General features: G+C 36.0%; 21 protein-coding genes, 1 pseudogene and 1 riboswitch. Of the genes and pseudogenes, 16 read left to right on the forward strand and 6 right to left on the reverse strand.

Annotated features, from left to right (window positions below; genetic code table 11):
* Positions 1 to 16 precede the first annotated feature (16 nt).
* Positions 17 to 838 carry a pyrroline-5-carboxylate reductase gene (gene proC, locus C7J88_RS02480; protein WP_095116889.1) on the reverse strand — a complete coding sequence of 274 codons (822 nt, stop codon included), beginning with the start codon at positions 836 to 838 and terminating at the stop codon, positions 17 to 19.
* 79 nt (positions 839 to 917) lie between these two features.
* On the opposite strand from proC, the gene C7J88_RS02485 reads away from it, so the two are divergent.
* Positions 918 to 1,685 (forward strand): SDR family NAD(P)-dependent oxidoreductase, encoded by a 768-nt coding sequence (locus C7J88_RS02485; protein WP_095116891.1) that lies wholly within the window; start codon positions 918 to 920, stop codon positions 1,683 to 1,685.
* An 80-nt stretch (positions 1,686 to 1,765) separates the two neighbouring features.
* On the opposite strand, the gene C7J88_RS02490 is transcribed toward C7J88_RS02485, so the two are convergent.
* Complete coding sequence (locus C7J88_RS02490) at positions 1,766 to 2,674, reverse strand: aldo/keto reductase (RefSeq protein WP_095116893.1); 909 nt, start codon at positions 2,672 to 2,674, stop codon at positions 1,766 to 1,768.
* A 76-nt stretch (positions 2,675 to 2,750) separates the two neighbouring features.
* Between C7J88_RS02490 and C7J88_RS02495 the strand changes: the two genes are divergently transcribed.
* From C7J88_RS02495 to xerD, 3 genes are all read left to right on the forward strand, one after another.
* Positions 2,751 to 3,293, forward strand: a complete 543-nt coding sequence (locus C7J88_RS02495) for an NUDIX domain-containing protein (RefSeq protein WP_095116895.1) — start codon at positions 2,751 to 2,753, stop codon at positions 3,291 to 3,293.
* A gap of 96 nt (positions 3,294 to 3,389) precedes the next feature.
* On the forward strand, positions 3,390 to 3,848 hold the full coding sequence (fur, locus tag C7J88_RS02500; protein ID WP_095116896.1) for a ferric iron uptake transcriptional regulator: 459 nt from the start codon (positions 3,390 to 3,392) through the stop codon (positions 3,846 to 3,848).
* 26 nt (positions 3,849 to 3,874) lie between these two features.
* A complete protein-coding gene (gene xerD / locus C7J88_RS02505) occupies positions 3,875 to 4,762 on the forward strand; it encodes a site-specific tyrosine recombinase XerD (protein ID WP_095116898.1) in 888 nt (295 codons plus the stop codon).
* A 60-nt stretch (positions 4,763 to 4,822) separates the two neighbouring features.
* Here the strand turns inward: xerD and C7J88_RS02510 are convergent, their stop codons facing one another.
* The gene (locus tag C7J88_RS02510; RefSeq protein ID WP_095116900.1) at positions 4,823 to 5,347 is read right to left on the reverse strand and encodes a DUF309 domain-containing protein; all 525 of its coding nucleotides are present in this window, start codon (positions 5,345 to 5,347) and stop codon (positions 4,823 to 4,825) included.
* Positions 5,348 to 5,441: 94 nt separating this feature from the next.
* Between C7J88_RS02510 and C7J88_RS02515 the strand changes: the two genes are divergently transcribed.
* From C7J88_RS02515 to C7J88_RS02540, 6 genes are all read left to right on the forward strand, one after another.
* Positions 5,442 to 6,176 carry a segregation and condensation protein A gene (locus tag C7J88_RS02515; protein ID WP_095116902.1) on the forward strand — a complete coding sequence of 245 codons (735 nt, stop codon included), beginning with the start codon at positions 5,442 to 5,444 and terminating at the stop codon, positions 6,174 to 6,176.
* A complete protein-coding gene (scpB, locus tag C7J88_RS02520; RefSeq protein WP_095116904.1) occupies positions 6,160 to 6,708 on the forward strand; it encodes an SMC-Scp complex subunit ScpB in 549 nt (182 codons plus the stop codon). Before C7J88_RS02515 ends, scpB begins: the two co-directional genes overlap by 17 nt.
* Positions 6,705 to 7,445, forward strand: coding sequence for a pseudouridine synthase (locus tag C7J88_RS02525; protein ID WP_095116906.1), 741 nt, complete (start codon positions 6,705 to 6,707; stop codon positions 7,443 to 7,445). The genes scpB and C7J88_RS02525 overlap by 4 nt, the downstream gene beginning before the upstream one ends.
* Positions 7,446 to 7,669: 224 nt before the next feature.
* Positions 7,670 to 8,395, forward strand: a complete 726-nt coding sequence (locus C7J88_RS02530; protein WP_095116908.1) for a response regulator — start codon at positions 7,670 to 7,672, stop codon at positions 8,393 to 8,395.
* Entirely contained in the window at positions 8,379 to 10,124 is a 1,746-nt protein-coding gene (locus tag C7J88_RS02535; RefSeq protein WP_095116910.1) for an ATP-binding protein, read from the forward strand. The genes C7J88_RS02530 and C7J88_RS02535 overlap by 17 nt, the downstream gene beginning before the upstream one ends.
* Positions 10,125 to 10,279: 155 nt before the next feature.
* Positions 10,280 to 10,413: riboswitch (FMN riboswitch) on the forward strand.
* A gap of 69 nt (positions 10,414 to 10,482) precedes the next feature.
* A complete protein-coding gene (locus C7J88_RS02540) occupies positions 10,483 to 11,034 on the forward strand; it encodes an ECF transporter S component (RefSeq protein WP_095116912.1) in 552 nt (183 codons plus the stop codon).
* A gap of 98 nt (positions 11,035 to 11,132) precedes the next feature.
* On the opposite strand, the gene C7J88_RS02545 is transcribed toward C7J88_RS02540, so the two are convergent.
* Positions 11,133 to 11,381 (reverse strand): ferredoxin, encoded by a 249-nt coding sequence (locus tag C7J88_RS02545; protein ID WP_044358884.1) that lies wholly within the window; start codon positions 11,379 to 11,381, stop codon positions 11,133 to 11,135.
* Positions 11,382 to 11,612: 231 nt separating this feature from the next.
* On the opposite strand from C7J88_RS02545, the gene C7J88_RS02550 reads away from it, so the two are divergent.
* From C7J88_RS02550 to ypdA, 4 genes and pseudogenes are all read left to right on the forward strand, one after another.
* Positions 11,613 to 12,434, forward strand: coding sequence for a helix-turn-helix domain-containing protein (locus C7J88_RS02550; protein WP_159031404.1), 822 nt, complete (start codon positions 11,613 to 11,615; stop codon positions 12,432 to 12,434).
* Positions 12,427 to 13,800 (forward strand): RecQ family ATP-dependent DNA helicase, encoded by a 1,374-nt coding sequence (locus C7J88_RS02555; protein WP_095116916.1) that lies wholly within the window; start codon positions 12,427 to 12,429, stop codon positions 13,798 to 13,800. Before C7J88_RS02550 ends, C7J88_RS02555 begins: the two co-directional genes overlap by 8 nt.
* A gap of 1,396 nt (positions 13,801 to 15,196) precedes the next feature.
* Positions 15,197 to 15,421 (forward strand): annotated as a pseudogene (locus tag C7J88_RS10750) (LysM peptidoglycan-binding domain-containing protein); the annotation flags it as partial.
* A 250-nt stretch (positions 15,422 to 15,671) separates the two neighbouring features.
* Positions 15,672 to 16,658, forward strand: a complete 987-nt coding sequence (gene ypdA / locus C7J88_RS02565; protein WP_095118131.1) for a bacillithiol disulfide reductase YpdA — start codon at positions 15,672 to 15,674, stop codon at positions 16,656 to 16,658.
* Between the two features lie 87 nt (positions 16,659 to 16,745).
* Here ypdA and C7J88_RS02570 read toward each other — a convergent pair whose 3' ends face one another.
* Positions 16,746 to 17,051 carry a hypothetical protein gene (locus C7J88_RS02570; protein ID WP_159031405.1) on the reverse strand — a complete coding sequence of 102 codons (306 nt, stop codon included), beginning with the start codon at positions 17,049 to 17,051 and terminating at the stop codon, positions 16,746 to 16,748.
* Positions 17,052 to 17,348: 297 nt separating this feature from the next.
* Complete coding sequence (locus tag C7J88_RS02575) at positions 17,349 to 18,311, reverse strand: asparaginase (RefSeq protein ID WP_095116920.1); 963 nt, start codon at positions 18,309 to 18,311, stop codon at positions 17,349 to 17,351.
* A 76-nt stretch (positions 18,312 to 18,387) separates the two neighbouring features.
* Between C7J88_RS02575 and cmk the strand changes: the two genes are divergently transcribed.
* Both cmk and rpsA read left to right on the forward strand, forming a co-directional pair.
* On the forward strand, positions 18,388 to 19,056 hold the full coding sequence (gene cmk, locus C7J88_RS02580; RefSeq protein ID WP_095116922.1) for a (d)CMP kinase: 669 nt from the start codon (positions 18,388 to 18,390) through the stop codon (positions 19,054 to 19,056).
* A gap of 82 nt (positions 19,057 to 19,138) precedes the next feature.
* On the forward strand, positions 19,139 to 20,320 hold the full coding sequence (gene rpsA, locus C7J88_RS02585) for a 30S ribosomal protein S1 (protein ID WP_095116924.1): 1,182 nt from the start codon (positions 19,139 to 19,141) through the stop codon (positions 20,318 to 20,320).
* The last annotated feature ends 167 nt before the right edge of the window (positions 20,321 to 20,487 follow it).

Here is a 20,487-nt window from a genome sequence, read left to right on the forward strand (position 1 = left end):
TTTTACCGTCTTGTTTTTATGACTCATTTTCTTCTTGTTCCGAAAGTTCAACGCTACGCTCAACCGCTGCATTTAAACAATCTTCAAAAATCCCTTCAATATCGTAGTTGGATAATGCATTCAAACCTGCTTGTGTCGTACCACCTTTAGATGTAATGTTTTTTCGTAATTGTTCCATACTAAGGTCTGAACGTTCAATCATTTTACTCGTTCCGATAATTAGTTCACGAATTGATTCTTCAACTTGTGATTTATCAAGGCCTAACTTTGTACCTGCATCGACATATTTTTCAAAAACATGATACAAAAATGCCGGACCGCTTCCTGTAATCGCTGTCACTTGATGAAGGTGATCTTCCTTCACTTCAATTGCCGAACCGAATGCATTGATGACTTCTAATACTTCATCTTTAGACTTCGGTCCAAAGTTTCTTGAAAAGCTTAATCCTGTGACAGAATGACCAACATGTGCATTCGTATTTGGCATAATACGCGCAATTGGGTTAGACACATCGAGTGCTTCTCGGATATATGAAATCGGTAACCCTGCCATGATTGAAATAAACTTATTCTTTGAATCGACATGTGCATGCATGCGTTCTGCAAGTTCATTAAAATCATGTGGTTTTGAACCGAGAAATACATAATCCGCATCTTTCAATAACTCCGCATCATCATAGCTATATTGAATTCCTAATTCGGACTGATATTGTTGTAGCGCCGCTTCGTTTGAACGATTTGTTAAATATATATTTTCTGCTGGTAATACTTTAGAGTTAATAATACCTGTGAAGATAGCGTGTGCCATATTGCCTGCCCCATAAAATACAATTTTCATTTTCTTTTCACTTCCTCATCTCTTTTCTATATTTTATACTAACATAAATAAGATTTTGGACAAAAAGGAGTATCAACATATGGATCATAAACACTTTTTGGTAACAGGGGCTACAAGTGGTATTGGTTATGAACTCGTAAAGCAATTACATTATCATGGTGCAAGACTCACTTTATTAATTAGAGATGAAGAGAAAGCAACACAATTATTTCCAACTAAAAGTTTCCCAAATATAAGCTTTATCGTATGTGATTTAAACGACACAACAGCAATTGAAAATTTATCATCAGATTTTCAAAAACTAAATGTATCATTTGATGGATTTATACATAGTGCCGGTCTCGGTTACTTTAAATCATTGGCATCACATACAACGGAGGAATTGTTAAAAACATATCGTTTAAATGTGATTCATTTTGCGGTATTACTCAATGTGATCAAACCATTCTTAGTAACAAATCCGCAAATTGTTGCACTCAGCAGTATGTCTGGACTGGCGACACAGCCCTATGCGGCACATTATGGGGCGAGTAAAGCAGCTTTAATTCAAATTTTAAACGCCTTACGTATAGAAGAACCATCTTATCACGTATTAAACGTGATATTAGGTCCTGTGAAAACACCATTCCATGATCATTCAGACCCATCAGGAACATTCAAGCGTAAAACAGCTTTATTTATGTTAAAGCCAGAACAAGTGGCAAAAGATATTATTGTGGCAATGAACAAAGGGCATCAAGAACTACGTGCACCAAAGTGGATGTCCATGATGCTCAGACTTTATTCATTGGCACCTAGAACTATTGAAAAAGCAGCCAAACCATTCTTTATGAGCAAGAAGCAATAAAAAAAGCCAGAAATGTGTAAGTGGGCTATCTTTCAATACGAAAGATTCCAACAACATTTCTGGCTTTTAACCTTTATTTATTATTTTAAGTGATGTGTATAGTTTAAGTCTTTAACAATGGCTCTTGCTTTCTTAACGATTGCTGGATCGATTGTTTTGTCATACTGCGCAACATTTTGGCGTAATTGTTCAGATGAGCTTGCACCAACAATGATAGAACCTAATGCATCAAATGACTTCAAATAACTAAATGTAAGTGCTGTTAATTCAGGTTCTAAGTCGTGTAGTTGAGACACCGTTTTTGCAAGTGTATCAGCATCATACTCAAAAATGCCATCGTTAAATTTTTGAGTAAGTGCCTTGTTATAATTTTGTGTAAATAATCCTTTAAACACAGGGCCACGTGCCAACACTTTTACACCTTTTTCATGCACTTCATCCATCAGCATTTCAGGACGGTTATCTATTAGGTTGAACTGCGACATCAGTACTTCGATATCACTGTTTGCTAAATAATATCGAATAACATTAGGACGAATAGAAGAAAGACCATACCCTTTTACCAAACCTTCTTTTTTGAGTTCTTCAAACGCACTGATTGTCTCATCGAGTGGATCTTCAATCGTACCACCGTGTAACATATATAAGTCTAGATGTTCTAACCCAAGACGTTGCAATGATTGTTTAATGTTCTCTTTAATATGTTTCTTTGAAGGATTCCATACCATATCACCATTGGGTTTCAGTTGGTTACCAACTTTCGTGCCAATCACAATATCATCTCTTTGTTGATACTGACTTAAAATATTTCCAACAATTTTTTCATTTTCACCTTTATCATAAATGTCTGCTGTATCAAAGTAGGTAATACCTGATTCGAGTGCTGTTTCTATGATTTCTTGAGCTTGTTTTTCATTCGTTCCGAGACTCATACAACCTAAACCTAATTCGGATAAGGCAAGACCACTTTTCAATATATTTTTTTGCATGATGATTCTCCTTCCGATAAACTTTATATGTATTATCATATCAAAGAGTTTACGCAAAATAAAAGGAGTGGCATTTATGAATTTTGAAGAAAAGACAATTGAAAAGGAATCCATATATCAAGGGCGGATTATTGATGTGGAAAAGCATCTTGTTTCATTGCCAAATGGGGAAACAGCTTTACGTGAAGTAGTGAAGCATAATGGTGCCGTTGCGGTATGTGCAGTTACACCTGAAGGGAAAGTAATACTCGTTAAGCAATTCCGTAAACCATTGGAACATACACTTGTAGAAATACCTGCAGGAAAGTTAGAACCTGGTGAAGATCGCGTATCTGCAGCTATGCGCGAACTGGAAGAAGAGACAGGATATCGTGCACGTTCACTGCAACATATTGGTGACGTATATGGTACACCAGGTTTTTCAAATGAATTAATTTCCATCTACTTTACAGATGATATTGAAAAAGGGGAAATGAACTTAGACGAAGATGAATTTGTTGAACCAATACTTTATTCATTATCAGATATAGAAAATGCAGTGAAAAACCGTGAAATCAATGATGCGAAGACTTTAATCGCCTTTCAGCATGCATTATTAGTTTATAATCATTCTAAATAAAACAGAAGAAATGATTGCTTTTTTTCTCATTTACTGGTATTTTATAGTCATATAAACAATACTAATTTTAATTATCAGTAGAGGAGTGAAGCTGCCGTGGAAGAACGACTTAATCGCGTGAAGCAGCAATTGCAGCAATCATCGTATAAGTTAACACCCCAACGTGAAGCAACCGTACGTGTCCTTATCGAGAATGAGGCAGACCACCTCAGTGCAGAAGATGTATATTTGAAAGTAAAAGAAAAAGCCCCAGAAATTGGACTTGCGACTGTTTATCGAACTTTAGAATTATTAGCAGATATTAAAGTTGTCGACAAAGTAAGCTTCGGTGACGGTGTTTCTCGTTTTGACCTGCGCAAAGAAGGTTCTAAACACTTCCATCATCATCTCGTTTGTATGGAATGCGGTCGTGTGGATGAAATTGACGAGGACCTTTTACCGCAAGTTGAAGAGCGAGTGGAAAATGAATTTGAATTTAAAATTTTAGACCACCGATTAACTTTTCACGGCATTTGTAAGACATGCCAACAAGCTGGTAAAGGGGCAGACGCTTAGGAAACTACGAGAATCGAGGTCATAGCATGGAAGAAGTCCGAGATGAATATTTAAGATTTATACAACTTGAAAAGGGCTTATCTGCAAATACAATTGCTGCATATCGGCGTGACTTAAACCAATATATCGAATTTTTAAACTCACAAAAAGTGGGGCAACTAGATTTTGTAACACGAGATATAATACAACAATGCTTTGCTGTACGCCATGATGAAGGCCATTCGGCTAAGTCAATTGCACGTTTCACTTCTACCATAAGAAGCTTTCATCAATTCGCATTACGTGAACGTTATACTTCTCAAGATCCGACTGTACTGATTACGACACCGAAATATGAACGGAAATTGCCGGATGTGTTATCTGTCGATGAAGTCGACAAACTATTATCTTCATTCGATTTAAGTAAAGCGAATGATTATCGCAACCGTACCATGCTCGAGTTACTTTACGCCACAGGTATGCGTGTATCCGAATTAATTTTCGTTGAAATACAAGATATCAACTTAGTCATGGGCTTTGTGAAAGTGTTTGGTAAAGGGAATAAGGAACGGATTATCCCGCTCGGGGAAACCGTCATTCAATATTTGACACACTATCTCGAAGAAGTACGCCCTCAACTACTCAAAAAGACGGTCACAGATGTGTTGTTTCTCAATCTACACGGTAAACCTTTATCTAGACAAGGTGTCTGGAAAATGATCAAACAAGCAGGTGTTAAAGCTGGTTTATCGAAACGCTTAACACCGCATACATTACGTCATTCCTTTGCAACACATCTGTTGGAGAACGGAGCTGATTTACGTGCTGTCCAAGAAATGCTTGGACATTCTGACATTTCAACGACACAACTATATACACACGTCTCCAGTACTCAGATTCGTAAAATATATCAATCATATCATCCAAGAGCATAGAATGACGCTATTATACTCAAAGACTAGTAAACAAAAGTTTGCGACGGCACTTTTCGTTTACTAGTCTTTCTTGTTGTTTCCATGCATACGACGTAATCTTAATGCTTTCTCACGCGCATCAATCACAGGTGTTCGATCTCGAAGTCGGTGATAATGCATAATGTCTGGTGTGTCAACAATGGTCGTATTTACCACATAATCGTTGTAAGTGCTCTTTATAGATTGCTCCATCTCTTTTAACAATGGCAATTCAATCGGTCTAAAGCACTTTTCTTGCTCAATGTCGGTACATAATTGTTGTATTTGTTTCCGAAATGCATTCGGTTGTAAACCATATGACGCAATACTTTCATCCGCATATTGATTGATAATTTTTATAGACTTTTTGAAAGTACGCAACGCACCTTTTAAGTTACAACGTCGATAATGATAAGACGCAGTCGCAAATAAAATCAAACCGACAACAAAGTCGTCTTTTGTATAGTGATTTTGTTGTTTCCATGCATCTTCCAAAATGTCATGACATAAAAAATAATGTTGCTTTGTATGAAACTGATAATAAAATGTTAATAGTGCGTCTTGCACAGCAATCACTCCAAAAATTTATTCTCACTCATAAACATGCTATAATAATTTTTGGTAAGATGCACTTAACATGCAAAATTAGAGAGGCTTTAACATGTATGAAGTAAAATTAGACGCCTTTAATGGGCCTTTGGATTTATTGCTCCATTTAATTCAACAATTTGAAATTGATATTTATGATATCCCGATGAATGCATTGACTGAACAATATATGCAGTATGTTCATGCGATGAAACAATTAGATATTAACGTTGCAAGTGAATATTTAGTAATGGCTTCTGAACTGCTCATGATTAAAAGTCAACTGTTACTCCCAGATCATTCAGCTGATGAACTGGTTGATGAAGACCCACGTGAAGCGTTAGTAGGTAAGTTGTTAGAATATCAAAATTATAAAGAATATGCCGAGATGTTAAATGACAAGAGAGAAGCACGCAGTCATTACTATACGAAAACCGCTACGGATCTTTCAAAATATGAGTTGACTGAACGAATACCAGAAGGAACACACATTGATTTAACAAAATTAATCGTTGCTTATCAAAAAATGAAGCACCGTATTGCACTCAAAAAACCAAAAAGTGTTGATATACAAAAAGAAACATTTACGATTCAACAATCCACAGATCGCATCTATCATCAACTCGATCAACGAGAAACCGTTACTTTTTTTGATCTATTTACATTTAATGAGTCCATAGAACACGTTGTCACATATTTTTTAGCGTTGCTAGAAATGGCAAAAACAGGCATGATACAACTTCAACAAATTGAAGCATTTCACAATATTGAAATCACAAAAGGAGTCAATTATGGCACACAATCTTAATGCGGCAATTACTGCTTTGCTCTATACAGTTGGAGAAGATGGTATTGAAGCGGAACAACTAATCAGTTCATTAAACATTGATGAAGCAACTTTAGCAGAAGCAATGGCATCATTATCATTGCCTGGTCTCACAGTTCAAAAATATGGCAATACGTATGTACTGACAACAGAAAAAGAAATGGAACCTTATATTGAATCACTCATTTTGAATAAAGTGTCCACAAAGTTGTCTCAAGCTTCGATGGAAGTATTGGCGATTATTGCATATAACCAACCAGTCACACGAAGTGACATTGAATTGATACGTGGTATTGCTTCTGATGGTCCTGTGAAAACACTCATAGCCAAAGGTTTGGTCGAACCGAAACAACAACCCGATGTGAGAGGGCAGCAATTATACACAACTGATTTGTTTTTAAATGTTTTTGGCTTGAATCATCTCGATGACTTACCAACAACTGACGAAGAAACCGAAGAAATTGAATCATTTTTTAGTAATCTTGTTAACCAGAAAGGACAAAACAACATATGAGTAAAGAGTTAGAACGTTTACAAAAACGCATCGCAAATAGTGGCTACACGTCACGCCGTAAAGCTGAGACCTTAATACAAGAAGGTAAAGTACAAGTGAATGGCAAAACAGTCACAGAATTAGGAACAAAGGTCCGTCCATCAGATGAAGTATCTGTTGAAGGCGTACCATTAGAACTAGAAGATAAGTTGTATATTTTATTCTATAAACCAACACAAGTCATCACAAGTGTGTCTGACGATCGAGGTCGCAAAGTCGTCACGGATTATTTCGATGATTTAGAAACACGCATCTATCCTGTTGGACGCCTTGATTATGACACATCAGGCTTATTACTCTTAACCAATGATGGGGAGTTTACAAATTTGATGACACATCCAAAATATAAAATCCCTAAAACATATATCGCAAAGATCGAAGGATATATTTTGCGAGAACAAGTGAAGGAGCTTGAAAAGGGCATTGTGTTAGAGGATGGTAAAACACAACCTGCACAAGTTAAAGTAAAAAAACAAAACAAAGAGAAGAATACATCGCTCGTTGAGATTACTATAACAGAAGGGCGTAATCGTCAGGTCCGTCGTATGTTTGAGCATTTTGGCTTTAAAGTGAACAAACTTTCTCGCATAACATTCGGCCCATTGACATTAAAAGGACTAGGTGCAGGTGAGGGGCGCGTCCTTTCTCCACACGAAGTAAAAACGCTACGTCAACTCGCACAAAGTAGTGCGCAATAAGATATTATTAACTATTATTCAGCATCTCTCATACTACAATTGTAGTATGAGAGATGCTCTTTTTTATAAACAGAAGATGACATCGATTTATTTGTATGCAAGATTGATAATTGATATTTTTAAAAGCGTATAGACTCATAATTTTATTATCAAGTGTCAATCACAATATGATATAATAGGCATTGAATTCAGTTTAAATTCAACATAAGTGGGAGGTATGTCTTGTGACTAAGGAAATATTAGTCGTTGATGATGAAGACCGTATCAGAAAGTTATTAAGGCTATTTCTTGAGAGAGAAGGATATGAAGTAGCTGAGGCAAGCGATGGTCGTGAAGCCTTTGAACTAGCAACAAAATATGATTATGCGTGTATCTTGTTAGACTTAATGTTGCCAGAAATGGATGGCCTAGAAGTCGCAACTCGTCTTCGTGAAACAAAAGATACGCCAATCATTATGTTGACAGCAAAAGGTGAAGAGAACAATCGTGTGGAAGGGTTTGAGTCTGGAGCAGATGACTACATTGTCAAACCATTCTCTCCACGTGAAGTCGTTCTGCGTCTTAAAGCACTACTTCGTCGTACGCAATCTGCAACTGCAGAGCAAAACGAACCACACGCTCGTGATATGATTGAGTTTGAGCATCTAACAATTGATAATGATGCACATAAGGTATTAGCAGATGGCACACCTGTGAACCTTACACCAAAGGAATATGAGTTGTTGATTTTCCTTGCAAAAACACCGAATAAAGTGTTTGATCGAGAACAGTTATTGAAAGAAGTTTGGCACTACGAATTTTATGGTGATTTACGTACTGTCGATACACATGTTAAGCGTTTGCGTGAAAAATTAAATCGTGTTTCAACAGAAGCTGCATCTATGATTCAAACTGTTTGGGGCGTAGGTTATAAATTTGAGGTTTCACAATCGGATGAAACGTCTAAATAGCGTCGTAATAAAACTGTGGTTAACTATTATATTAATAGTAACGACAGTTTTAATTTTATTAAGTGCAGCACTGATTACATTTATTCAATATTATTTCACGCAAAATACAGAACAATCTTTATACAATAACGCTGAAAGTATTAGTGCCATCATAGAAAAGAGTGAGAATCGTCAAATGGCGATTAATCATAGTGAGATGTTGTTAGAAGGTAGTAAAGGTGTCATCATCTTACCAGAAAAAAACAATGCCATATCGAAGCATCCCGAAAAAAAGGCGATGCTAAAGTTTATTAAGAATGATGATGATCTCAATAATGTAAAACTCACACATAAAAAGGTTATAAAACATGTAACAATCAAGCTTGATGGACAGAAGAAATCATATTTACTGCTTGGCTATCCAACATTAGATCGTGATGGTCATAAGTCTGTCATCTATATATATGAGGATTTGAGAAGTATTTCTGATACGAATAACGTGATAGCAATTATTATTTTAATTACTGCAGTCATCTTCTTAATTATTTCGACTATTTTCGCATTCTTCTTGTCGTCTCGCATTACAAATCCATTGCGTCAATTTAAGGAACAAGCACTGGAGGTAGCAAAGGGACGATATGACAAACAAGTCCATGTCCAAACAAAAGATGAGATTGGTGAACTTGCGAGTGCATTTAATCAGATGAGTCACAATATCCAAAATCATATTGATGACATTACTAGCTCTAAAAATATTAGAGACACATTGATTAATTCTATGGCACAAGGAGTTTTAGGGATTAATCATAAACGTCATATTATCTTATCGAATCATTTGGCACATAAAATGATGCTCGATATGAATTTAGATCACAAAATATTATTTGATACGCAAATAAATGATACCTTTGAAAGCCAAAAAACAGAATATCGTGAATATGAAATTAATCAAAAACATTACGCTGTTGTCATGAGTTATATTGATCAAATTCAATCGAATAAAGAAAGTGGTCTTGTTGTTATTATTAGAGATATGACACGAGAACATCATATGGAGCAAATGAAGAAAGATTTTATTGCGAGCGTTTCTCATGAACTTCGCACACCGATTTCACTGTTACAAGGTTATACTGAATCCATTGTAGACGGGATCGTGACAGAACCTGAAGACATTCATGAATTTTTACTCATTGTTTTAGATGAAACAAAACGTTTAAGTCGATTAGTTAATGAGCTGCTGGATGTCGCAAAGATTGATGCAGACGGTATTAATATCACAAAAGAAGCACGTCCGATGTCGGAATTGATTCAAAAAATGGCAACAAAATATCGTCAACAAGCGAATGAACTTGCATTGACATTAGACTTCCAAACAGATGGCATAATGGACGATCAATGGGATTATGATTTCGATCGTATGGAACAAGTACTGACGAATCTTGTCGATAATGCATCTCGTTATACAAGACCGGGAGATTTAATTTCAATACAAGCTGAAGAAACGACCACACATCAAATTTTAACTGTCAAAGATACAGGTGTAGGTATATCTCCTGAACACTTGGAAAGGGTGTTTGAACGTTTCTATAAAGTAGATGCTGCACGTAAAAGAGGGAAAGAAGGAACAGGTCTTGGTCTCTTTATTACGAGAATGATTATCGAAGCACATCACGGTAAAATCAATGTATCAAGTGAAGTAGGTAAGGGGACAACCTTTACAATTAAACTTCCTAAGTATACAAATGCATAGCTAAAATAGACCTCTCTTCTTATCGACTGTATAAATAACGGTAAGAAGAGAGTTTTTTGACACTTGCTACTTTTTTAGTGACGACTTAGCCAAACAACTATATTGTATTTATTGATGTGATTCGTTAAACTGATGATAAATAAAATTATTGATTATTTCATCTTCGGGGTTGGGTGTAATTCCCTACCGGCAGTAATTTTTAAGCCTGCGACCCATAAATTTTTTATTTATGGCTGATCTAGTGCAATTCTAGAGCCGACAGTAACAGTCTGGATGGGAGAAGATGGAGGTTTCTTTGTGTTGCGCAAATGCCTCCTATTCGTGAAAGATGAAAGTCAGAAAAGGAGACATTTATATCATGCAACAGACGAAACAAACACGACAATTGATTATTGTCGGTATTTTAAGTGGTATTTCGGTGATTCTGATGTTTATCAAATTTCCATTACCATTTTTACCCCCTTATTTAACACTTGATTTTAGTGATGTTCCAGCATTACTTGCAACATTTACATTAGGACCGATTGCGGGAATACTCGTAGAATTCATTAAAAACTTACTGAACTTCTTTTTCTATCTTGCTGATCCAGTCGGCCCGGTTGCGAACTTTATTGCTGGTAGTAGTTTACTACTCACTGCATATGGTATTCATCGCTATAAGCCATCTACACGCAGCATGCTAATAGGTCTGGCAGCAGGTACATTAGTTATGACAGTTGTACTGAGTATTATGAATTACTTTGTACTCTTACCTTTATATGGCATGATTATGAATTTGGCAGACATTGCGACAAATTTAAAAATAATTATCACAGCGGGTATAATACCGTTTAATATTATAAAAGGATTCGTCGTTTCATTGTTATTTATCTTGCTATATAAAAGACTGAAGCATGTCCTTAAAATATAAAATAAGCAAACAAAAAACGGTGCGCAATGACACCGTTTTTTTGTTTGCTTATCTATTTAAATTTAGCGCAATGTAGTGTACAATACGCATAAATTATATTATTCGAATTTTAATGCATCGCCATCAAAAGTTTCTTCTTCAACTTTGATAGAGTCAGTAGGGCAGCCTTCAAAAGCGTCCTCTAAATCTTCATACAGTTCTTCCGGTACAGGCGTTGTGCCTTGGTTATCATCTAAAATAACATAAGCGATTCCTTCATCGTCATAGTCATAGATATCCGGGGCAGCTGCACCACAAGCACCACATGCGATACAAGTATCCATATCAACAATCGTATACTTAGCCAAATTTTTCGCCTCCCTTTTCAAAGTGCCAGACTAACATTATAATTTCATTGTAGTTTGGATTTCTTAAATTTTCAATATATACGTTTTATTATTGAGGTGATCAACATGAGATCAATCATTGCTTATATATATCAACATGCAAGTCCCAACAAAAATAAAAAAAGCATATATAATATTATCACAGGTAAAAAGACGCATCAAACCTTTTTTGATGCGACATCTCTAAATGTAATGAGCTTTTATGGGTGTGCCCCTAACTTATCATTTGATGATTTTGAAACAATTGTAGCAGCATCTACAAACGAAGAGGTGACGCTACCTACATCATCATCCGTAACATATTTTATGTTACAACATTCATTTGCTACATTGCAACTTCTGATCCAAACATTGTCTCATGCACAACATGACAATATGAAGTTTGCACCATTAACATCTCATACTGAAATTCACCAGCGAGTTCGCAATATTTATACGATGATTCAAAACAAACAGCTTAATGGACATGTAAAACGAGAAATATTCACGCTGTTCAAAACATTGAATGCTGAACACAAAGGAAGTATCGCACATTATTTTTTAACAGGTTATGATGAAACAATGTATACAATGAAGCAAGTTGGACAGCTTCATCAAATAGATGATGATCGTTTATTCATCACACATTACATAGATTTGTTGACGATTTACCAGTTACTTTCTGAAAAGGAAGCGTATCCGATATTGCATCAATGTCTGGCATCTGACCAACTTAGTTACACGTTATTTCGAACGAAGTCTCTATTACTTCATGGGCTGTCTGTTCCTGAAGTCGCACAGCAAACACAACTCACTGAAAATACGATCCATGATCATATCTTAGATCTTTTTATGCGACATCATTTAAAGAATTATTATGATTATTTAACGCAAGACTTTCAAAGTTTTTTAGCATTTTATGCACAACAACCTTTTCAAAAACTCCGATTTTATAAAGAGAATTTTGAATATCTTAGTTATTTTGAAATTAAGTTGGCAATTATTGGTTTTTCGAAAGGGGTATTACATGCTTAAAACAGCGTTACAGTACTATTTTGGCTTCTCACAATTCAGACAGGGGCAAGAAGCATTGATTCAAAGCGTTCTAGATGGGAAAAACACTTTAGGTATCTTACCAACTGGAAGTGGAAAAAGCTTATGCTATCAGTTGCCTACATACATTAAACAACAACCTACACTTATCATATCTCCACTTATTTCACTGATGGATGATCAAGTAATGCAGATGAAAATGTATGGCGAACGACGTGTAGTTTCCATTCACTCTGGTATGTCACATAGTGAACGCCAACTGGCATTTCAACAGCTTGACAGCGCACTGTTTATATTTGTAAGTCCAGAATTCATTTTACAGCCGCATCATCTAAATCGCTTTAAAAACATGCCATTGGGACTTATCGTCCTTGATGAAGTTCACTGCTTATCAGAATGGGGATTTGACTTTCGACCGCATTACGCGCTGATTAATCATGTCACAGACTCATATCAACATGTCCCTATATTAGGATTAACAGCTACCGCAACAAGCCATTTAAAGTCAGATATCGAATTTGTTACAAAACAATCTTTTACATTATTACAATCCGATATGGATCGCCCGAATATTTCTTTATCGGTGAAGCAAATGACATCTTATCAAGACAAAATCGACTGGATTTTAGAAACTATCAATACTTCCGGACCGACGATTATATATGTTTCATCTAAAAAAGTATGTTTGGATATCGCAGAACAAATCTATGCTTCAGGTTATCTTACAGGTATTTACCATGCGGATTTAAGTTATGAAGAACGGTATACGGTTCAACAACAATTTTTAAAAAATGATATCCGTATTATCGTCGCAACGAGCGCCTTTGGTATGGGTGTGAACAAACCAGATATCCGTACAGTCATTCACTTCCACTTATCCAGTAGCCCTTCAAGTTATTTACAGGAGATTGGTCGTGCAGGGCGAGATGGCAAACAAAGTCAAGCTATCGCACTTTATCAAGAGGATGACCAATACTTATTAGAATTGCTTGCAACAGGGCATCAGATTACTGAAGAAGATATTTATTTATTTGAGCAGAGAACATTGATTGACCAAGAGAAACATGACATTTTATCTGTCTTATCTCAACATTATTCAGTCGAAAGACTCCAAAAAATATTTCGTCAAAATTATCAACAAAAAGTTAGAGCGCTTCAACATATACTGCAATATATCAATGCACAAACATGTCGACGTAACCAACTCATGCGCTATTTCAATATGTCAGTAAAGACGAGCAACAATTGCTGTGATATATGTGGAATATCCCACCAAATAGATGAAAAAAACAGAAAAAAAGTATATCGGAAAATATCCTATGAAGAAAAATTAGAAACTTTGTTCTAATAAATCTCTCAATGCTTTACACCGCAATTTTAAACAGGCTATAATCTAATTAAGAAGTGTATTAAAAAAGTAATAATGGAGATGCGCACACGTGTTATTTTAGAAATTGATTTTAAATATTTCTATATGTAGCGTAAAAGAAAGGATGAAGAAAGTGTCAAAAGATAATTTCAAGGATGAATTTGAACGCAATCGTCAAGAAATCAATCCGACTAAAGAAGACCTATCAACAGCTGATGACACATCAAACGAAGAAACAGATGCATCAGCCAACAATAATATGCAATATTTTCCACCACGAAATACACAAAGAAGACATCGAAAACGTGAACGCAATCAGCATAACGTAAATGAACAAACTGATTCGAATGAAACAGAATCATCTAAGCAACCTGAACAACATGCGAAACCAGTCATAAAGCCTGAATCAGACAAACAAGAAACGAGTGCAACAGATTCAAATCAAACTACGAAACAAACAGATAATCATAAGAAAAATCTAGGTGCTAGCGCAGGTGTTGCAGCTGGTGCAGATGCTGTTAATTCTAATAAACAAGATGCTAAAGCAAATAGCAAAACAACAACAGATTCAACAAACAAAGATGATAAAACACACACAACAGATAACATAGATTCTGTGGGTGGTGGTGTAATCGCTTCGAAAGCACACAACACAAAAACCAACTCTGATGATCAGCCATCATCTAACAAAGACAATAAAAAGAATGTGGCTGCCACTGGTGCAGCAACAGGTGCAGGCATGGCTGCTTCTAAAGGACAAGGTGACAAAGCGTATTCTGATACAAAATCATCATCTAATAAAGATGATAAAAAGAATGCGGCAGCCGCTGGTGCAGCAACTGGTGCAGGTGTGGCTGCTACTTCTAAAGGACAGACTACTAATGCTAAAACTGACTCAAAATCATCGTCAAACAAGGACGGTAAAAAGAAAGCAGCTGCTGCCACTGCGGGAGGTGTAGTTGCTGGTGCAAGTGCAACAACTGCTTCAGCTAAAAATAGTGAGACACCTAACACATCTGTATCAAATGGTACAAGCGGTGGCGGGTTCTTAATGCGAATCCTCCCAATTATCGCAGCAATTTTAATTCTTGGAACAATCGCTATTTTTGGTGGTATGTATTTATTCAATCAAGATCAGGGTTCAGGTCAAAACGATACCCAGCTTACACAACAATCTGATAAAAATGATAAAGAACAAGCGAAGAAAGAACAAGAAGCGAAAGAAAAAGCTGAAAAAGAAAAGGCTGAAAAAGAAAAGGCTGCTAAAGAACAGGAAGCAAAAGAAAAAGCAGAGAAAGAAAGAATTGCGAAAGAAAAAGCCGAAAAAGAGAAGGCCGCTAAAGAACAAGAAGGACAAAATGCAGGCAACAATCAAAATACGAATAATCAATATGCGAATCAAAACGGAAATCAACAAAACGCACAACAACAACAAAATGCTGGTAATCAGTCACATACGGTAGGTGGTAGTGAAAACTTATACCGTATTGCGATTCAATATTATGGTAGTGGATCTCCTGAAAATGTCGAAAAGATTAGACAAGCAAACGGAATTAGTGGTAACAACATTAGTAATGGACAACAATTGATTATTCCATAATATTTTATAAAAAGAAGTATCCCATATTTACTTGACGGTAAAAAGGATACTTCTTTTTGTATATGTCACAGCAACTTGCATTGTCAAAACTTATTCATTTAGTTTACTTTAAAAAGTTGCTATAATATTCGGGGATTAGATAGATAAAATGTACGCAAATACCATGCTAGTATGCGAATAGGAGGCAACACTAATTCTAAAGTAGCATAATATGACAGAGTGGTTCATATTTTTAGTTTTAGTAGTAAAGATGAAAACAATTGAAAGCATTATTATCGGTGGCGGACCATGTGGTTTGAGTGCTGCAATCGAACAGCAAAAGAAAGGCATTGAAACATTAATTATTGAAAAAGGGAATGTTGTAGAAGCCCTTTATCATTACCCAACACATCAAACTTTCTTTTCTTCAAGTGACAAACTCAGTATCGGTGATGTGCCATTTATTGTTGAAGACTTAAAACCACGCCGAAACCAAGCGCTCGTTTATTATCGAGAAGTCGTCAAACATCATCAATTAAAAGTTAATACTTTTGAAGAAGTATTAACCGTTCGTAAAATGAACAATCACTTTACGATTACAACAACAAAAGATGTCTATCAATGCCGATTCTTGACAATTGCAACAGGTTATTATGGTCAACCAAATGCATTGGAGGTTGATGGCGCTACTTTACCAAAAGTAATGCACTATTTTAAAGAAGCTCATCCATACTTCAATCAAAATGTCGTTATTATCGGTGGTAAAAACTCAGCAGTTGATGCTGCGATTGAGTTGGAAAAAGCCAATGCTAATGTGACAGTTATTTATCGTGGTTCAGATTATTCACCATCTGTAAAACCATGGATATTACCGAATTTTGATTCGCTTGTTCGTCGCGGAAATATCGATATGTATTTCGATAGTCATGTAACAGAAATTACAGACTCAACAGTTACTTTTGAGACTAATGGCGAGACAAAAACAATAGACAATGACTTTGTATTTGCAATGATTGGTTATCACCCAGATTATGATTTTCTAACATCAGTTGGTATCGATATTAATACGACAAGTTATGGAACAGCACCTGTCTATAATAAAGATACGTATGAAACAAATGTCGAAAATTGTTATATCGCAGGGGTTATTGCTGCAGGGACAGATGCAAATAGTATCTTCATAGAAAATGGCAAATATCATGGTGTATCTATCGCACAAGATATTTTAACTAAAAAGCAATCACCATTAGAATCGTAATGACATATAAAAAGTGAGCGGAAGACCTCATCGTGGTCTACCACTCACTTTTTTATATTTTATTGTTGCCCAATGAAGACAACTTGGCTAAAAAGAATACAGCTCGTCTTTTGTAGTGTTTAGCTTAATTGCTAAGCCAGATTCTGTACTCATATTTGAATGACGTAAACCAGAATCCAGATTTGCATAGACAGATAAAACATCTAAACCAAAATCAATGATTGTCATATTGATATCTGGTTCTATAAAATAAACTTCAGAAACAGGAGGTGTAAGTTCAAAACACTTCAAGTTCTTCATATCACTACTAAACATAACAAAATCTGTCACAATCGTGTGTTTCTCAAATGTACTAGAAACATCAAAATAAAATACCGTCATTTGATCTTCCATTTTTATATTTTATAAAGAAAAAAATGATGGATCCTTGACTTTCTAAGAATGAAATAACTTTCAGTACAACTGTGTTTGAAGTCATTTTTAATGTCCTTTTCTTCAACTTGATAGGAAGATTTTATAAATTTTTACTTTGGAAGACCAATCAACAAATTCTGAGTATACATTTTTCGTTAGAGAAGATAGTATGCTCACAATGAATCCATCACATCATCTACTCACTCAACTATTATCACGCTAAAGTAAACAAGTGTGTTACGAACTTGAAGTCGACCTTCAGCCTTCAATTTTTAATTAATCATTAAAATAGTGACGAATTTGATCATGATCGTAATGATTGCTTAGTGCGACTAATAGTTTCAACCGCGCCTTCTGTCCATTCAAACCGTTAGAGAAGATGACACCTTTATTTTGCAACTGGTGTCCACCTCCTGCATAACTGTAAACAGCACTCACAATTCCATTAAATGAGCGTGATACGAGCACAATTGGAATTTGAGCTGCGAGACATTTGTCCAATCCACTTAATGCAGTAGGTGGTAAGTTACCTTGACCTAAAGCTTCAATCACAATACCATCGACTTGCTGGTCTGCGTAAAATGACAACACTTCACTCCCCATATCCATATATGCTTTGATTAACGGAACATTCAGGCGCGTATCAATCTCAGACAAAGTGGTTTTGTCATATGGTCGATGGTGGAAATAAATACCTGACTTCGTAATAACACCTAAAGGACCATGATTGGGGCTTTGAAATGTATTCGTATTTGATGTGTGGGTTTTCGTCACATTACGTGCTGTATGTATTTCATCATTAAATACAACCATAACGCCTTTGTGATGAGATGCATCTGCTACGGCAACACGAATAGATGCAATAAAGTTGTATAGACCATCTGAGCCAATTTCATTAGATGAACGCATCGCACCCGTGATAACAACTGGTTTTGTGATTGAAAGTGTCAGGTCGAGAAGAAAAGCTGTTTCTTCTAATGTATCTGTACCATGAGTGATAACGAACCCATCAAATTCATCGCAGTGCGACATAATGAGTTGTCTAATTTCATCGACATGACGAATTGAAATGTGTGGAGATGGAACAGTAAAAGGCATCACTTCTTTAATATTGGCGTATGTTTGTATCAGCTCTTGATGATTCGCAATAGGATTATCGCCATTTGTGTTGACTGTATTTGATTCATCTTGAGACATACTAATCGTTCCGCCTGTATGTATCACTAATATTTTTTTCATTTGATTTCCTCCTGTTAAATAGTTCCCTTATTATGATAAAATATTGACATACAAACAACAACAAGGAAGGTTTATGATGACTGCTATTAATATTGCGATTGATGGACCGGCGGCGGCTGGAAAAAGTACCATTGCTAAACGCGTTGCAACAGAACTAAATATGATTTATGTCGATACTGGTGCCATGTACCGTGCGATTACTTATTTTTATTTAAATAACAAACAGCATTTTGACGACTTTGAATCAATGATGGGTCATGTCGATTTAAATTTGGTATATGATGAAGTGAAAGGGCAGCGCGTCATTTTAAATGATGATGATGTAACGGATTACTTACGCAGTAATGAAGTGACAGAAAATGTCTCATACGTTGCTTCAAAAGATGCTGTGCGTAAATACTTAGTAAGCGCACAGCAATTACTTGCTGAAAATAAAGGCATTGTGATGGATGGTCGTGATATCGGTACCACAGTTCTTCCAAATGCAGAAGTAAAGGTCTATATGATTGCCTCTGTTGAAGAACGCGCACATCGTCGTTTGAAAGATAATGCCGAACGTGGTATCCCGTCGACACTTGAACAACTGAAAAAAGATATTGCCGATCGTGATGCTTACGATATGAACCGTGACATCTCACCACTTGTCAAAGCACAAGATGCTGTTGAAATTAATACAACAGGGATGACCATTGAAGCAGTAACAGAACGTATTCTACAACTTGCAAAAGACGCAAAAGCAAAATAAGTTAGAAATGTGGAAATTTCTTGACAATTTGTGTCATTTGTAAGATGTTATTAATATGTAGTAATACAAGGAGGCATATAAGATGACAGAAGAATTCAATGAATCAATGATTACAGACATTAAAGAAGGCGACAAGGTTACAGGTGAAGTACAACAAATTAATGACAAACATGTCGTTGTACATGTAAACGGCGCAAAATTCAATGGGATTATCCCAATCAGCCAATTGACAACACATCACGTAGAAGATGCTAATGAAGTTGTTAAAGTTGGCGACGAAATTGGAGCATACGTAACAAAAATCGAAATTGACGAAGAAAACGAATCTGGTAGTTATATCTTATCTAAACGTCAATTAGAAGAAGAAAAATCGTATGAATTCTTACAAGAGAAACTCGATAACAATGAAACAATTGAAGCGACTGTTACAGAGGTTGTTAAAGGTGGATTAGTTGTAGATGTAGGTCAACGTGGCTTTATTCCTGCATCACTGATTTCAACTGATTACATTGAAGATTTCTCTGATTATGAAGGCAAAGTACTTGAACTTAAAGTTGAAGAGCTAGACCCTTCAAATAATCGTGTCATCCTTAGCCGTAAAGCCGTTGAAGCGGAAGAAAATGCAAAGAAAAAAGAAGCGCTTTTAAACTCTATTAAAGAAGGCGACGTTTTAGAAGGCAAAGTTGCCCGTCTTGCTAACTTTGGTGCTTTTATCGATCTTGGCGGTGTTGACGGTTTGGTTCACGTATCTGAGTTATCTCACGAACACGTTTCTTCTCCTGACGAAGTTGTAGCTGTTGGTGATACAGTAAAAGTCAAAGTACGTTCTGTTGAGCCAGGTTCTGAACGTGTATCTTTATCTATTAAAGATACTTTACCGAGCCCATTCGAAACAATTCAATCAAAATTTAACGAAGGCGATGTTGTAGAAGGTAAAGTCATGCGCCTTGCAAGCTTCGGTGCCTTCGTTGAGATTGGACCTGGATTACAAGGTCTCGTACACATCTCTGAAATCAGCAACAAACATATCGGTTCTCCAAATGAAGTGTTAGAACCAGGCCAAACAGTAGATGCTAAAATTTTAGGTATTAATCCTGCTGAAGAACGTATCTCACTTTCTATTAAAGCAGCAGCACCTGCTGAAGAGACGAACGAAGCATCACCAGAAACAACAGAACAATATACACTATCAACAGACGATGACAGCAACAACCCAACTTTAGGGGATGTATTCGCTGATAAATTTAAAAACCTTAACCTTTAATTCATTAATGTCTAAGCGCAGACTGATAAGTTACACTATGTAGCTTATCAGTCTATTATTTTGTGGTGAAGACTTGTCACATATACGCTTTTAACTTAAATTCGTTATTATGTCTGATTGCTTTCCAGTTTTCCTTATCACAAAAGACCATGCTATAATACAAATAA

The sequence above is a fragment of the Staphylococcus muscae genome, assembly GCF_003019275.1.
Lineage (GTDB): Bacteria > Bacillota > Bacilli > Staphylococcales > Staphylococcaceae > Staphylococcus > Staphylococcus muscae.

What these genes read in the sequence shown, in the direction of transcription:
- proC (WP_095116889.1), bottom strand. Translation starts at nt 838, where the DNA reads ATGAAAATTGTATTTTATGGGGCAGGCAATATGGCACACGCTATCTTC.
- C7J88_RS02485 (WP_095116891.1), top strand. Translation starts at nt 918, where the DNA reads ATGGATCATAAACACTTTTTGGTAACAGGGGCTACAAGTGGTATTGGT.
- C7J88_RS02490 (WP_095116893.1), bottom strand. Translation starts at nt 2,674, where the DNA reads ATGCAAAAAAATATATTGAAAAGTGGTCTTGCCTTATCCGAATTAGGT.
- C7J88_RS02495 (WP_095116895.1), top strand. Translation starts at nt 2,751, where the DNA reads ATGAATTTTGAAGAAAAGACAATTGAAAAGGAATCCATATATCAAGGG.
- xerD (WP_095116898.1), top strand. Translation starts at nt 3,875, where the DNA reads ATGGAAGAAGTCCGAGATGAATATTTAAGATTTATACAACTTGAAAAG.
- C7J88_RS02515 (WP_095116902.1), top strand. Translation starts at nt 5,442, where the DNA reads ATGTATGAAGTAAAATTAGACGCCTTTAATGGGCCTTTGGATTTATTG.
- scpB (WP_095116904.1), top strand. Translation starts at nt 6,160, where the DNA reads ATGGCACACAATCTTAATGCGGCAATTACTGCTTTGCTCTATACAGTT.
- C7J88_RS02525 (WP_095116906.1), top strand. Translation starts at nt 6,705, where the DNA reads ATGAGTAAAGAGTTAGAACGTTTACAAAAACGCATCGCAAATAGTGGC.
- C7J88_RS02535 (WP_095116910.1), top strand. Translation starts at nt 8,379, where the DNA reads ATGAAACGTCTAAATAGCGTCGTAATAAAACTGTGGTTAACTATTATA.
- C7J88_RS02540 (WP_095116912.1), top strand. Translation starts at nt 10,483, where the DNA reads ATGCAACAGACGAAACAAACACGACAATTGATTATTGTCGGTATTTTA.
- C7J88_RS02550 (WP_159031404.1), top strand. Translation starts at nt 11,613, where the DNA reads ATGAGCTTTTATGGGTGTGCCCCTAACTTATCATTTGATGATTTTGAA.
- C7J88_RS02555 (WP_095116916.1), top strand. Translation starts at nt 12,427, where the DNA reads ATGCTTAAAACAGCGTTACAGTACTATTTTGGCTTCTCACAATTCAGA.
- ypdA (WP_095118131.1), top strand. Translation starts at nt 15,672, where the DNA reads ATGAAAACAATTGAAAGCATTATTATCGGTGGCGGACCATGTGGTTTG.
- C7J88_RS02570 (WP_159031405.1), bottom strand. Translation starts at nt 17,051, where the DNA reads ATGGAAGATCAAATGACGGTATTTTATTTTGATGTTTCTAGTACATTT.
- C7J88_RS02575 (WP_095116920.1), bottom strand. Translation starts at nt 18,311, where the DNA reads ATGAAAAAAATATTAGTGATACATACAGGCGGAACGATTAGTATGTCT.
- cmk (WP_095116922.1), top strand. Translation starts at nt 18,388, where the DNA reads ATGACTGCTATTAATATTGCGATTGATGGACCGGCGGCGGCTGGAAAA.
- rpsA (WP_095116924.1), top strand. Translation starts at nt 19,139, where the DNA reads ATGACAGAAGAATTCAATGAATCAATGATTACAGACATTAAAGAAGGC.